Source organism: Allokutzneria sp. A3M-2-11 16 (genome assembly GCF_024213555.1).
Classification (GTDB): Bacteria; Actinomycetota; Actinomycetes; order Mycobacteriales; family Pseudonocardiaceae; genus Allokutzneria.
On record NZ_JANAVO010000005.1, the window covers coordinates 97,739 to 111,151 of the forward strand.

A 13,413-nucleotide genomic window follows, 5' to 3' on the forward strand; every position below is an offset into this window, starting at 1 on the left:
CGGGTCTAGAACTCCACGATCACCGCGCCGACGTGCTGTCCGCTCAGCAGTTCGTGCAGCGCGCGAGGAGCATTTTCTATGCCCGCGATCCTCGTGTGCGGGAAGGTGACCTCACCAGATCGCAGCCACGCGCCGAAGCGCTCCGCCCATTCGCCCTGTGCGCCCGCGTAGTCGAGGGGGCTCAGCCCGCGCATGGTGATCCGCTTCGCGATCAGCTGCAGCAGGTCGACCTCGGTGAACGCGGTGGTGCCGGGGTGATCCGGCGACAACTGGCTGGACAGAGCGCCGACGAGCACGAACCGCGCGCCGTCGTTGGCAGCGGTGATCGCCGCGGTGAGCTGGTCGCCGCCGACGTTGTCCACGAACACGTCGATGCCCTCGTCGAGCTGCATGTCGCCGCGCAGCACGACCGCGTCGTAGCCGAACTCGCTTCGCATGCGGTCCGCCTTCCACGCGGAGCCCGTGCTGCCGATGACGCGCCCGGCCCCCAGGCGCTTCGCGTACTGCGCGGCGAGCGAACCGACCGCGCCGGCCCCACCGGACACGAACACGGTGTCACCGGGCTTGATCTCAACGGCCCTGGTCAGGGCGGCGAAGGCGGTCAGCCCCTGGGAGAGGTGCGCGACCGGATCGGGGAGCGTGTCGTCCAGGACCACGCACTGCTCGACCGGGACAACCGCGAACTCCCGCCAGCCGAGCCAGTGCGAGATCAGGGCTCCGCGGGGCAACGGGCCCTCGACCACCTCGCCGATCGCGCCACCGAACAGCGTGTCGCCCGGGTGGAGGGGCGGGAACGGCGTGCCCTCGACACCGCCGCCGAAGAGCGTGCGCAGAGCGGGGAAGACTTGGAAGAACCGGTTCCGGACAAGGACTTCACCGGGACCGGGCACGGGCAGCGGGCCCTCGACGACGCTGAGGTGCTCGGGTGTCGGCAGGCCCTCCGGCACGGCGGCCAGACGGACTTCGCGTGAGGTGGTCATGCCGGACGCTAGTTCCTGACCCATGCGTCAGGGGCAAGCCCGATGTCATGATCGTGGCCATGTCGGAGACGATCGAAGCCGGGATCGAGCGCATCACCGCGGCCCGCGCCGCCGGACGCCACGAGGACGCGCTCGCACTGGCGGTGGAGCTGGCCGAGCGGTACCCCGATGACGCGCGCGTCGCCTACCAGGCCGGATGGGCGCATGACAAGCTCGGCAAGGAGAACGACGCCGTGCCGTACTACTCGCGTGCGCTGAGCCTGCCCGGCCTCACCCCGGTCGAGCGGCACGGCGTCTTCCTCGGGTTGGGCAGCACCTACCGGACGCTCGGCCGGTACGAGGAGTCGCTGGAGACGCTGCGCCGCGGTGTCGCGGAGTTCCCGGACTTCGCGCCGCTGAAGGCGTTCCTGGCGATGACGCTCTACAACTGCGGCGAGAACAAGGAAGCCGTGTCGATGTTGCTGAACCTCGTGCTGGACACGACGGACGACGCGTCGGTGAAGTCGTACTCCGAGGCCATCGCGTTGTACGCGCGGGACTTGGATCAGGTCTGGGACAGCTGACTGGGATCGAAGACCGGGCGGATCTCGACCGAACCACCGATCAGCACGTCGGGCACGCGGGCGGCGATGCCCGCGGCCTCGTCGAAGTCCGCGCACTCGACCACGTAGAAGCCCGCGAGGTGCTCCTTCGCCTCCGCGAAGGGGCCGTCCGTGACCATCGGCTTGCCCTCGCGCAGCGATACGTGCTTGCCCAGCCCGGGGTCCCCGAGGCCCTCCGAGGCGACGAGGTGCCCGGACGCGGCCAGCTCCTCGGTCAGCGCCATGTGGCCGTTGCCGAAGTCGGCGCGCTGCTGGTCGGACAACAGCTCCCAGCGGGCGAGCGAGGCGGCGTTGCTCTGGATCAAGATCATGTACTTCACGGGAATCTTCTCTCGTCGAGCATGTCGAGCGGGCGGGTCCGGCTTCGACGTCCCGGTCGCAAGGACCGACGACGAAACCCAGGAGGACCCTATGACCACGATCGAGCAGATCGTTGCCGAACGCGTCGCGGCGATGCGGGAGAAGGACGCGGAGCGCGTCGTCGCGGCCTACGCGCCGGGGGTGGTGAGGTTCGACCTCGCGCCGCCGCTGAGCACCACGGGAGCCGAGGTGACCGACCCCGATGGCATCCGCTCGTGGTTCGGCGGCTTCGTGGGCCCGCTCGGCTACGACGTCACCGAGCTCGTCGTGACCGCGGGCGCCGACGTGGCGTTCTGCCACAGCCTCAACCGTCTCGCCGCGACGCCGCACGGGGAGCCGGAGGGCTTCGAGATGTGGTATCGCGCCACGGTGGGCCTGCGCGTGGTCGACGGCGCGTGGAAGATCACCCACGAGCACACCTCGACGCCGTTCTACATGGACGGATCGTTCCTCGCGGCCACGGACCTCAAGCCCTAACGCAGGTCCTCCGCGGTGCCGGGCACGGCGGGGCCGCAGTCGGCGGGCAGGGCGGCGACGGTCACCGCCACCGCGCCCGCGGCGTCGTCCTCGCCGAGCACGGTGTCGTCCGGCCCGACCACGCGGTAGCGGCCCGCGCCGAGCGGCAGCACCACGGGCGGCACGCTCAGGTAGGGGTAGCCGGTGCAACGGCTGAACAGCAGCGCGCGGCGGCTGGTGAACGGGAACAGCTCGCGCAGCCGCGGCTCGGTCAGGGCGGCCTCGATCAGCGGACGGAGGTGCGGGTCGCCGTCTTCCAGCAGCATCCGCCACTTCACCTCGACGGCGTCTCCGCGCTCGTGCGCCTCGGCCAGCTCGGTGTAGGACAGCAGCGGCCAGCCCGCGCGCAGATCGGCCAGGCGCGCCCCGGCCTCCCAGGCGCGGCAGATCCCGACGACCTCGGTGATGTCCGCGGTGTCGCCCCTGGCGAGGTTCACGCCGCGGCTCCACAGGCTGAGCTGGAAGGACCGTTCCCGGCAGGCGAGGTCGACCTCGACGACACCGCGCGCGCTGAGCACGCGGGCGGAGTGCGGGTGCTGGCCGGGTTCGAACACGAGCGCGGTGCCGTCCTCGGTGGAGGAGTGCAGCAGGGCGGTGCTCAGGTCGCCCGCTTCGACGAGCTCGGGGTAGTGGGGACGCATGTCGTCGCGCATGGGGTGGGGGTGGTCCTAGTCGTGTGCGGGCCGGTGCTGACCCGCACAGCATTCCTCAAGGACGCAGGACACCGAGGAGGGGGGACGGTGCGGCGGTCGCCTCACGGCGGATGGCACGAACGCGGCTCCAGCCGAACGGTATTCCGCGACGGCCCGAGGTAGGCCCGGGGGACACGGTCCGCACCGCCCCAGCTGATCAACTCATGATCTCGCCCCGGTGTTCCCGACATGCGATGTGACCTGGGTCACTCATGCGCCGGAGCCGTAGGGGCGGGTCAGGATCTCCAGGAGGTGGCCGTCCGGGTCGTCGAAGTAGACGCCCCGGCCGCCGTCGTTGGTGTTGATCTCACCGGCGCCCCGGTGGCCCGGACCGGCCCAGTACTCCAGCCCGCGCTCCCGGATGCGCCCGAAGATCACGTCGAACTCGTCCTCCTCCACCAGGAACGCGTAGTGCTGCCTGGTGAACTCGTCCGAGTTGTGCATGACGTCGAGCGAGACGTCGTTGTCGGTCTGCACCGCCAGGAACGGGCCGAACTCCGTGGCCTCGGGCAGCCCGAGGACGGAGGTCAGGAAGCGCGCGGTGGCCGCCCGGTCGGTGGCATTGACGATGGTGTGGTTCAGCTGCACGGTCATGGTCCGACCGTAGGACCTCGACATTGCTCGAGGTCAAGGCGCGAGGTGCCTGGCGAACCAGTTGACGACCATCTCCTCCTCGTTCTCCTTGGTGTCGCGGTCGGCGACCACGTGCCCTTCGCCGTCCACCCGGACCAGCTTCACCGGCAGGTCCAGCTCGACCAGCCGCGCGTACATCCGGTCGGACTCCTTGATCGACACCCGCGTGTCGTTGATCCCGTGCACGAGCAGCAGCGGCGCCCGGAGCCGATGCGCGTGCAGGTAGGGGCTGGCCTCGCGCAGCCGCGCCAGGTCCGCCGGGTCGTCGGGATCGCCGAGCCAGTCCTTCGCCCGCCTGCGCCACGTCGGCGGGAACGTGCGCACGTCGTTGACCAGGTCCGACACCCCGCAGATGGACACGCCCGCGCGCCACAGCTGCGGCAGCCTGGTGACGCAGCTCAGTGCCGCGAAGCCGCCGTAGGACGCGCCGAACACGCCGAGCCGCTGACCGTCCACCCAGCTCAGCCCGTTGAGGTACGCGGCGGCGCCCGCCAGGTCGTCGAGGTCGCCCCCGCCCCAGTCGCGGTAGATCAAGCGCTGGTAGCTCAGCCCGTACCCGGACGAGCCGCGGATGTTGGTCGCCAGCACGCCGATCCCGCGCGCGAGCAGCGCCTGCGTCATCGACGAGAACCAGGGCCGGGTCTGGTGCTCCGGACCGCCGTGGACGTCGACGACGACCCCGGCCCTGGAGACCCCGCGCGGGCGGTAGAGCAGGCCGTGCACGGTGCGGCCGTCCGCGCTCGGGAAGCGGACCACCTCCGGCTCGACCAGGTCGTCCGGCAGGTCCGGGCCGGAGTCGGTGAGCTGTCGGGCCCGGCCGGTCGCGAGGTTCACCGACCACGCGTCCTTTGCCGCGGTCGGCCTGCTGACCAGCACGAACAGCTCGTCGCCGCGCAGGTGGGCGGTCTGCCCGTCGTAGCCGAACTCCTGCATGGCCACGCAGCGGGGGAGTCCGTCGACGGTCCCGCGCTCGCCGGTCTTCGGGTTCAGCCACTCCAGCTGGGTGTAGGTCGCGACGTTGACGCCCCACACGAGCCGCGAGCCGTCGGGCGAGAGCGCCGCGCCGTCGATGTCGTGCTCCGGGGTGGCCAGCCATTCCAGCGAGGCGTCCGCCTTGAGCAGCGCGAGCCCCGTGTGATCACGGTCAAGGCTGGTGCAGACGTAGATCCCGTCCGCCGACCACGCCGCCGGCAGGAACTTCGCCGGGCCTTCGTGCGGCGTGATGTGCTCGATCGCGCCGTTGTCGAGGTGGCAGACGAACAGGTCGTGCTCGGTGTTCTGGTGCAGCCGCAGCACCAGCAGTGCGCGCGAGTCGGGGGAGAAGAACATCGGCAGGTAGCGGTCTTCGCTGACCTCGACACCCGCTTGAAGCACGGTGGTCACCGCGCCCGTGGTGAGGTCGCGGACGAGGACGTCGAAGACCGTGCTGTCCCTGGCGTTGCTCGCGTAGGCCAGCAGGCGGCCGTCCGGGCTGTACGGATCGCCGGAGCTGGCGTAGGGCACGCCGATCTCCACGCGGGTGTCCGCGCTGGTCAGCCACTCGACGGCACCGCTGTCCAGGTCGATCTCGGCGAGCCGGTAGTTCTCGGCGCCGTCGGGGTCGACCTGGACCAGCAGCCTGCTCCCGTCCGGGCGCCAGGCCAGTCTGGTCACCGTGCCGTCCACTTCGGACAGTCGTGGTGCCTCGCCGCCGTCCAGGCGCAGGCACCACGGTTGTGGTGATCCACTCGCGTCGGAGATGTAGGCCAGCAGCGCGCCGTCCGGGCTCGGGGCGAACCCGCCGAGGTCGTCGAAGATCATCGCGGCCCGCCCAGGGTGTGCTGGATCGCCGCGGCGGCCACGATCCCGTTGAGGAACCGGTCGATCTCCATGTTCTCGTTCGGCGCGTGGTTGCGTTCGTCGGCGTTGGCCAGCGGCACGCCGTAGCACGGCACGTCCAGCACGTCGGTGAACGCGGCGATCGGCAGGCTGCCGCCGAGCGCGGGCACCAGCAGCGGCACCTCGCTGAGGCCGAGCTCGGTGCCCGCGAGCACGGCGCGGGTGTACGGCGTCTCCGGCAGCGTGCGCGAGGGCGACATCGAGCCACCCGGGATGAACTCGACGTCCGGCGCGTGCTCGGCCACGTGCCTCCGCAGCGCCTCGATCACGTCCGGGACCTGCTGTCCGCCGACGAGCCGCATATCGCACCGGGCGATCGCGACGCTCGGGATCACCGTGCGGTGCTCGTCGCCGTCCTCGCAGCTCAGCGAGTTGATCGTGAAGGTCGGCGCGGTCAGCCGCTCGTAGTAGCCCGCGAGCGGCGAGGGCTCCAGCCGCCTCGTCCCGATCTCGGCGAGCACTTCGGGGAGGTTGAGCGGTAACGCGCGCAGCGCCGCTCGCTCCTCTGTGGACAGTGGGTCCACGCCGTCGGTGCAGCCTTTGACCAGCACGTTGCCGTCCGCGTCGCGCATCGTCGCCAGCAGCTGCACGAGTTGCCACGCGGGGTTGAGCGCGACGCCGCCCCAGTTGCCGGAGTGCAGCGGCTCGCGCGGTCCGGTCGCCCGCAGCTCGAAGGTGACGATGCCGCGCACGCCCAGCACCACGCACGCGCGGCCCGACTCGTGCACCGGCCCGTCGCTCCACAACACCAGGTCAGGCCGGTCGTCGGCGAACCGTTCCTGGACCACCTGCGCCAGGTAGGGGCTCCCGACCTCCTCCTCGCCGTCGAGCAGCACGGTGACGCGGCACGGCAGGCCGCCGGTCAGCTCGCGCAGCGCCCGCAAACCCAGGAGCTGCGCGAGGTGCTGGCCCTTGTTGTCGCCCGTGCCGCGCCCGTACATGCGGCCATCGCGGATCTCGGGCTCGAACGGCGGGGAGATCCACTCGTCGAGCGGGCCCGCGGGCTGGACGTCGTAGTGCCCGTAGATCAGCACGTGCGGGGCTCCGGTCGGCCCGTCCGCGGTCCCGACGAGCGCGGGCATCCCGTCGGTGGGCACCACCTCCGGTTCGAGGCCGCTGGCGCGCAGCAGGTCCAGCCCGTGCAGCAGCGCCTCGGGCATGCCCTCACCGGTTCGGCTGACGCTGGGCTGCGCCACCCAGGCGCCCAGCTCGGTGATCAGGTTCTCCGCGCGGTCGGCCACCCAGAGCCGGACCTGGTCGATCAGTGCGTCCACCGGCACCTCCCAGTGATTGCAGAAAGTGAAATCGGTAGCACGAACGCGCGGTGCGGACAAGCAGACATCGGTTAACCTGCCCGGATGTCACGACCCATCCGGACGGCGACGGTGGCGGAGCTGAAGGTGCTCGGCCACCCGCTGCGCTGGCGGATCCTCCGGCTGTGCCTGGACCAGGCGTTGACCAACCAGCAGATCGCCCAGCAGCTGGAGATGTCCCCCGCGACCACGCTCCGGCACGTCCGCGCCCTCGTGAAGACGGAGTTCCTCGAAGCGTCGGAGGTGCGCACCGGCACGCGCGGCTCCCTGGAGCGCCCGTACCGCGCGACCGGTCGCACGCGCGGCCTCGTCGCGCTCGACCTGGACGCCGCGGAGCTGGTGCAGCAGCGGGACTTCGCCCTGCTCTCCGCCCACCGCGCCGAACTCGCCCAGGCCGGACCCGACGCGAGCCGGGACATCGCCCGCGGCGTGCTGCGGCTGACCGAGGCGTCCCAGGACGAGCTGAAGCGGCGCCTCGGCGACCTGCTCGCGGAGTTCGAGGCCCGCGAGGATCCCACCGGCGAGCCCCTCAGCTACCTCTGGTCCATCGCACTCCGCCCCGCCCACCCCTGACCCAGCCGCTTTTCCCGTTTCGTACTCATAGCAGTATTTGGGAGCGCTCTTTTTCCCGTTATGAGTACGAAACGGGGTGATCGAGGGTCCCTGCGCGGGGGTTTTCGGATCCCCCGCGAGACCAGAGTGAGGGGAGGGTGGGCTGAGGGCAAGCTTGGTGGGTGGGGTGGGTGGAATTCGCTTCACGGTGGGAGAGAGCAGGCGGCTGGGTGTCTGATGTGGACGGTGTGGAGAACGGTGTCGCGGAGCCGGAGCGGTTGGGGCGGACGCGGTTGCCGGACGACAGGATGCTGGGCTGGGCGGAGTGGGGCCCCGAGGACGGCCGACCCGTGTTGTGCTGCCCCGGCGCCGCGACCAGCCGGTGGCTCGGCTTCGGCACCGACGTGGTGCACCCGCTGAACGTGCGGTTGATCTCGGTCGATCGGCCGGGGCTCGGTGACTCCGACCCGCGGCCCGATCGCGAGCTGACGGACTGGGCCGACGACATCGCGCAGCTCCTCAAGGCGCGCGAGATCGCCGAGCCCGCCGTCGTGGGGTTCTCCCAGGGAGCACCGTTCGCGTTGGCGTGCGCCGCGGCCGGGATCACCGGGCCGGTCGCCCTGGTGTCCGCGGGCGACGAGTTGGCCAACCCGGTGTTCGCCGATCGCCTGGTCCCGGACGTGCGGCGGATGGTCGACCTCGCCGTGAACGACCCGGCCGCCGCGGCGGAGCTGTTCTCCGGGATGAGCGCGCACGCCATGTGGGACATGGTGATCACGATGAGCGGCGAGGACGACCGCTCCGTCTACACCGGACCGAACTTCGCCCGCGTCTACCGCAGGGCGATGGCGGAGTGCTTCGCGCGGGGACCGGCTGGCTACGCCCGCGACACGGTGCTGGCCATGCGCCCGTGGTCCTTCGACCTCGCCGCGGTCACCGTTGCGGTCGACCTCTGGTTCGGCGCGAAGGACACGAGCCCCGTGCACTCCCCGGACTTCGGCGAGTCACTGGCGAAACGCCTGCCCACCGCCCGCCGGACCATTGTGGACAGTGCGGGCGGAGCGATCCTGTGGACGCACGCGGAGCAGATCCTGCGGGCTACCGCAGGAACTCGATGAGCGCGGCGGAGAGCACGTGCGGGTCCACGTAGTGGGTCTGCCCGGCCAGCACGCGATGTTCCCCGTTGAGCACGCCGTCAGCGATCTTCTGTGCTGCTGAGCCGAAGAACGCGGGGCTGTCGCCGCCGCTCATCGCGAGCGTGGGGACGGTGACGGCGGCAAGGCTCTCCAGGGGAACGGTGCCGCCCCTGGAGTAGTAGCGCAGCACCGCCGCGTCGTAGGCCAGCGACGGCGCCACGGCCTCCATCGCGGGCCAGGTCTGCATGTTCTTGATCTGCTCGATGGTCTCGTCGGGCATTCCGGTGATGCTCATGAACAGCGCCACGGCATCGCCGCGCCTGCCCTCGAACAGCAGCTGGGTGAGGCGGGTGGCGTACTCGGCGGCGCCCTTGCGCTGCGCGGGGGTGTCCTCGGCGAACGGCGCCTCGTAGATCGCTAGCCGGGTCACCGGGAGCCCTGACGCGGTCGCCTCCAGGGCCAGTGCTCCACCGGAGGACATGCCGTAGAGCATCGCCGCCCCGCCCGCCTCGGCGATGAGCGCGGCGACGTCCTCGACCTCGCCCGCCGCAGCCTGCTCCTCGTTCTGCGCGGGCGCGCCCGGGGCCATCGGGTCGCCGCTGTCGCCGCGGCCCCTGCGGTCGAAGCAGTAGACGGTGAAGTGCTCGGCCAGCAGTTTCGGCAGTTCGGGATCGGAGTTGCGGGTCATCGTCGCACCGCCGACGTAGATCAGCGGCGGGCCGTCACCGAGGCGGTCGTAGGCGATGGGCGTGCCGTCGGCCGATCGCACCGTCTGGGGCATGGGTTCGCGCTCCGTTCGTCGAGGGAGCCCGATCGTAAGCGCGACCACCGACACCGAGCACCGATCATCGCCCGAGAGGGCAACCCGCCCCAGCGCCGTTTTCCCGTTTCGTACTCATGGCAGGAAAAAGAGCGCTCTCAAATCCCGTTATGAGTACGAAACGGGAGTTCTCTAGCTAGCCCAGCGGATGAATTGGGGGCAGTGGGCTAGGAGCATGCGGGAGATTCTAGTGGGTCGAGGTGGCGCGGGTGACGCGTTCGGCCAGGCCGCGGAGGTGCTCGACCAGTTCGGGCGGCTCGTGCACCTCGAACTCGCAGCCGAGCATGGTCAGCCGCAGCGCGAGCCACTCGATGGTGTCGGCGTCGGTGCGCACCCGGCAGGTGTTCTCGGAGATCTCCTCGATCTGACCGGCGAAGCGCGCGGACAGCTCGCGCGACGGCATGTGCACGGTCGCGACGGCGCTGTAGGTCGGCGCGAGCGAGTACATCTTGCTGGTCAGGAACTCCGCGGCATCCGCGGCGGGCAGGGTGCGCGGGGTGGCGCGAGCACCGGTCGCGAGCGGCTCGGTGATCCGGTCCACCCGGAACGTGCGCCAGTCGTCGCGGTCGAGGTCGAACGCGACGAGGTACCACCGCCGCCCCGATGGCACCAGGCTGTGTGGTTCGAGGTGGCGCTTGGTGTCCGTGTCGTCGGCGGCGCGGTAGGCGAAACGCACCCGCTCGTGGTTGGTGATCGCGGCCGCGAGCACGGTCAACACGCTCGGCTCCACCACGGGCCCCGGCGTCGAGAGCACCGGCACAGTGGCGGAGTTGAGCGCGCCGACGCGGTAGCGCAGCCGCGACGGCAGCACCTGTTCGAGCTTGGCCAGCGCCCGCACGGACGACTCCTCGATACCCGCGACGGCGTGCCCGGCGGCGGTCCGCAGTCCGACCACGATGGCGACGGCTTCGTCGTCGTCGAGCAACAGCGGTGGCAGCGCGGCGCCCGCGATCAGCCGGTATCCGCCGATCGAGCCCATCGTCGCCTCGACCGGGTAGCCGAGGGACCGCAGCCGGTCGATGTCGCGGCGGATGGTGCGGAGGCTGACCTCCAGCCGCTCGGCCAGCTCGCTGCCCGGCCACTCCCGTGGGGTCTGCAACAGCGACAACAGGCTCAGCAGCCGCCCTGGCGTGTCTCCCATGCGCCCACCTTCTCACCGAAAGGTGACAGGCCTCGTCCTAGTTCTCACAGGCCGAGCTTGGTGACCGCGTTGTCTTCGAGCGGGGTGGCGATCCGGATGTAGCGGTGCACCGTGCGCGGGTTGGCCCAGCGGCCCTGGCGCATGATCTCGCGGTCGCTGGCCCCGCCGAGTGCCGCCTGCGTCGCGAAGCCCGCGCGCAACGAGTGACCGGAGAACAACTGCGGATCGAGTCCTGCCTTCGCCGCGTAGCGCTTGACCAGCTCCGCCACGGCGCGGCCGGACATCGCCTTGGCGGAGATCCGGCCGTGCTTGCTCACGGAGGGGAACAACGGGCGTCCGGTGCCGTCGCTGAGCGCGGTGCCCTGAAAGCCGTGGCAGCGATGGACTTTCGTCGTCGTGAAGGCGTGCGACCGGAGCTGTTCGTGTGTCGGGATCTCCAGCAGTTCCGTCCACGCCACGTAGGCGCACACCGGGCAGGTGTCCGGGCGCTGGCCACGCGGCAGCGCGACCTGCTGCTGGCGCACGCCGGTCGGGTCGGTCTTGGTCACCGGCAGCCTGATGATCAGCACCGGCTCGCCCGTGCCCGGATCGGTCTGCACGTCCACGTCGTCGAGGCAGATCGTCGCCAGCTCACTGCGCCGCAGCGCCCCGGCGAAGCCGATCAGCAGCACCAGCGCGTCGCGCCTGCGCGCCGGTTCGGTCGGCCAACCGGGCTCGGGCAGCTGCGCCAGCAGTTCGGTCAGCGTGTGCAGCAGGACGGGCCGCTTGCGCTTGGGCTGCGCGCGGCGGCTGCGGCGAATTCCACGCAGTGTCAAGCGAACCACGTCCGAGCGAGTGGGCGACGGCAGGCCGTTCGCGGCGTGCACGGCGGCGATCGCGGCGGCCTTGCGCTCCAAAGTGGACGGTGCGAAGGCCCAGCGGGCCCCGTCGTCGGCGCGGGCCTCCGCCGCCGCGGCGAGGTACACGGCCACGTCCAGCGGATCGGCGGGCAGCGCCTGGCGCTCCTCCCGGGCGCACCAGCCCGCCCAGCCGATCCAGTCGGCGCGGTAGGCCCGCAAAGTGTTGGGGGACTGGGATTCTTCGAGGTACTTGGCCAGCGCCTCGGCCTGCGCGTCGGCGAAGCGCGCCCGCACCTGGGCGAGCGCGGCCGAGTCGATCAGGACGCTGCGCGGCCGGTCACCGAGCGCGACGCGAACCGGCTCCGGAAGCGGGATCAGTTCGCCCATGATCGGATTCTAGGTCAACCGTGCGCCAGGACTCTGCGCGCCAGCGCCGGGTTTGGGCGGATAAGGGGGCCAAGGAGCCTAGGCTCCCCGTCATGGTGAATGTGCGGCAAGGCGCGTTGCGCGGGGTGGAGCACGACGATCACGTTGTGTGGCGCGGAATTCCCTACGCGAGCCCGCCGGTCGGCGACCTGCGGTGGCGGGCCCCGCGCCCCGCGCCGAGCTGGGAGGGCGTGCGCGACGCGTCGGAGTTCGGGCCGCAAGCGCCGCAGCCGGTCAACGCGCCGGGATCGAGCAAGCACCCGGCCGACGAGGACTGCCTCTACCTCAACGTGTGTGCGCCGAAGGAGCCCGGCGAGGGCAGGCCGGTGTTGTTCTGGCTGCACGGCGGCGGCTACCGGACGGGCAGCTCGCGGCAGATGGGCGAGGGCGCCGCGTTCGCCAGGGCGGGCATCGTGGTCGTGACGATCAACTACCGGCTGGGCGCGCTCGGGTTCGCGCGGCTGGACGGCGAACCGGACTCGGGCGTGTGCGGGCTGCTCGACCAGATCGCGGCGCTGCGCTGGGTGCGCGAGAACATCGCGGCGTTCGGCGGCGACCCGGACAGGATCACCGTCTACGGCGTCTCCGCCGGGGCAAAGGGCGTCGCGAACCTCATGGCGAGCCCGGCGGCGAAGGGGCTGTTCGCCCGCGCGATCTCCAGCAGCGGCGGCGGTGATCACGTCTCCGGTCCGGAGGTCGGGGCGGCGGTCGGGCGCAGGCTGCTGGACGAGCTGGGCTGCGCCGATGCCGAAGCCGCCCGCGCGCTCCCGGCCGACGAGGTGGTCGCCGCGCAGGAGCGGATCCAGTCCGGGATGGAAGCGCTGTGGTTGTGGCGGCCGACCATCCACCCCGACGTGCTGCCCGCGGTCCCGATCGAGCTGATCGCGGCGGGCAGCGCGGCCGGAGTGCCGTTGCTGGTGGGCAACAACGGCAACGAGGCGGGGCTGTACGCCGCGATGTACGGGGCGGAGGAGGTGACCGCGCCCGCGGCGGCGGTGATCGGGTCGATCCTCGGCGCGGACGGGTACGAGGCGCTGCTCAAGGCGTATCGGCGCACTCGCGGCCTGACCAGCGACGTTGCCGCGATGGTCGCGGCGATGGGGGATGAGCGTTACGGCATCCCGACGCAGCGCCTCGCCGACGCGCAGTCGCGGTTCGCCACCGTCCACCGCTACCGGGTCGACGTGGCCGCGCCCGGCCTGACGCGCGAGCTCGACGGCGGTCACGGCACGGAGACGGCGATGGCGTGGGGTGTCCCGGAGCCGCTGCCGGGGATGCGCGCGCCGCGTTCGCCCAAGCCGGAGCGCGTCGAGCTCGGCGAGCAGATGCACCGGGCGTGGGTGTCGTTCATCCGCGATGGCGATCCGGGCTGGCGGGCCTACGACGCCGAGAAGCGCGCGGTGCTGGTCCTCGGCGAGGCCGGTCCCCGGCTGGAGTTCGACCCGCGACGCGAAGAGCGGCTGGCGTGGGGCGACGCGACCTGGCCTTCGAGCACCTGGTTTACCTAAACCTTCCCTATCGCTCC

Annotated in this window: 14 protein-coding genes; 5 read left to right on the forward strand and 9 right to left on the reverse strand. The window is 71.3% G+C overall.

The window, feature by feature from the left end:
* Window positions 1-5: 5 nt before the first annotated feature.
* Window positions 6-980, reverse strand: a complete 975-nt coding sequence (locus NLX83_RS26795) for an MDR family NADP-dependent oxidoreductase (protein ID WP_254237946.1) — start codon at window positions 978-980, stop codon at window positions 6-8.
* 59 nt (window positions 981-1,039) lie between these two features.
* On the opposite strand from NLX83_RS26795, the gene NLX83_RS26800 reads away from it, so the two are divergent.
* Window positions 1,040-1,543, forward strand: coding sequence for a tetratricopeptide repeat protein (locus NLX83_RS26800; RefSeq protein ID WP_254237947.1), 504 nt, complete (start codon window positions 1,040-1,042; stop codon window positions 1,541-1,543).
* Here NLX83_RS26800 and NLX83_RS26805 read toward each other — a convergent pair.
* On the reverse strand, window positions 1,525-1,893 hold the full coding sequence (locus NLX83_RS26805; protein WP_254238149.1) for a YciI family protein: 369 nt from the start codon (window positions 1,891-1,893) through the stop codon (window positions 1,525-1,527). The two genes, NLX83_RS26800 and NLX83_RS26805, sit on opposite strands and share 19 nt — an antisense overlap.
* A gap of 100 nt (window positions 1,894-1,993) precedes the next feature.
* Here NLX83_RS26805 and NLX83_RS26810 point away from each other — a divergent pair, with 100 nt between their 5' ends.
* Entirely contained in the window at window positions 1,994-2,419 is a 426-nt protein-coding gene (locus NLX83_RS26810; protein ID WP_254237948.1) for a YybH family protein, read from the forward strand.
* Here the strand turns inward: NLX83_RS26810 and NLX83_RS26815 are convergent.
* The 4 genes from NLX83_RS26815 to NLX83_RS26830 form a co-directional block, all read right to left on the reverse strand.
* Entirely contained in the window at window positions 2,416-3,111 is a 696-nt protein-coding gene (locus NLX83_RS26815; RefSeq protein WP_254237949.1) for a DUF6193 family natural product biosynthesis protein, read from the reverse strand. The two genes, NLX83_RS26810 and NLX83_RS26815, sit on opposite strands and share 4 nt — an antisense overlap.
* 249 nt (window positions 3,112-3,360) lie before the next feature.
* Complete coding sequence (locus tag NLX83_RS26820) at window positions 3,361-3,744, reverse strand: VOC family protein (RefSeq protein WP_254237950.1); 384 nt, start codon at window positions 3,742-3,744, stop codon at window positions 3,361-3,363.
* Between the two features lie 33 nt (window positions 3,745-3,777).
* Window positions 3,778-5,583, reverse strand: a complete 1,806-nt coding sequence (locus tag NLX83_RS26825) for a S9 family peptidase (protein ID WP_254237951.1) — start codon at window positions 5,581-5,583, stop codon at window positions 3,778-3,780.
* Window positions 5,580-6,935: a M20/M25/M40 family metallo-hydrolase gene (locus tag NLX83_RS26830; RefSeq protein WP_254237952.1), complete on the reverse strand. Its 1,356-nt coding sequence runs from the start codon at window positions 6,933-6,935 to the stop codon at window positions 5,580-5,582. Before NLX83_RS26830 ends, NLX83_RS26825 begins: the two co-directional genes overlap by 4 nt.
* An 84-nt stretch (window positions 6,936-7,019) precedes the next feature.
* Between NLX83_RS26830 and NLX83_RS26835 the strand changes: the two genes are divergently transcribed.
* Entirely contained in the window at window positions 7,020-7,547 is a 528-nt protein-coding gene (locus NLX83_RS26835) for an ArsR/SmtB family transcription factor (RefSeq protein ID WP_254237953.1), read from the forward strand.
* Window positions 7,548-7,756: 209 nt separating this feature from the next.
* The gene (locus tag NLX83_RS26840) at window positions 7,757-8,644 is read left to right on the forward strand and encodes an alpha/beta fold hydrolase (RefSeq protein WP_254237954.1); all 888 of its coding nucleotides are present in this window, start codon (window positions 7,757-7,759) and stop codon (window positions 8,642-8,644) included.
* On the opposite strand, the gene NLX83_RS26845 is transcribed toward NLX83_RS26840, so the two are convergent.
* The 3 genes from NLX83_RS26845 to NLX83_RS26855 all read right to left on the reverse strand — a co-directional run bounded on the left by NLX83_RS26845 (window position 8,625) and on the right by NLX83_RS26855 (window position 11,849).
* Window positions 8,625-9,443, reverse strand: a complete 819-nt coding sequence (locus NLX83_RS26845) for an alpha/beta fold hydrolase (protein WP_254237955.1) — start codon at window positions 9,441-9,443, stop codon at window positions 8,625-8,627. The genes NLX83_RS26840 and NLX83_RS26845 overlap by 20 nt on opposite strands.
* Window positions 9,444-9,669: 226 nt before the next feature.
* Window positions 9,670-10,623 (reverse strand): helix-turn-helix transcriptional regulator, encoded by a 954-nt coding sequence (locus NLX83_RS26850; protein WP_254237956.1) that lies wholly within the window; start codon window positions 10,621-10,623, stop codon window positions 9,670-9,672.
* Window positions 10,624-10,667: 44 nt separating this feature from the next.
* A complete protein-coding gene (locus NLX83_RS26855; RefSeq protein WP_254237957.1) occupies window positions 10,668-11,849 on the reverse strand; it encodes a site-specific integrase in 1,182 nt (393 codons plus the stop codon).
* A 92-nt stretch (window positions 11,850-11,941) separates the two neighbouring features.
* Here NLX83_RS26855 and NLX83_RS26860 point away from each other — a divergent pair, with 92 nt between their 5' ends.
* Window positions 11,942-13,396: a carboxylesterase/lipase family protein gene (locus tag NLX83_RS26860; protein ID WP_254237958.1), complete on the forward strand. Its 1,455-nt coding sequence runs from the start codon at window positions 11,942-11,944 to the stop codon at window positions 13,394-13,396.
* Window positions 13,397-13,413 lie beyond the last annotated feature (17 nt).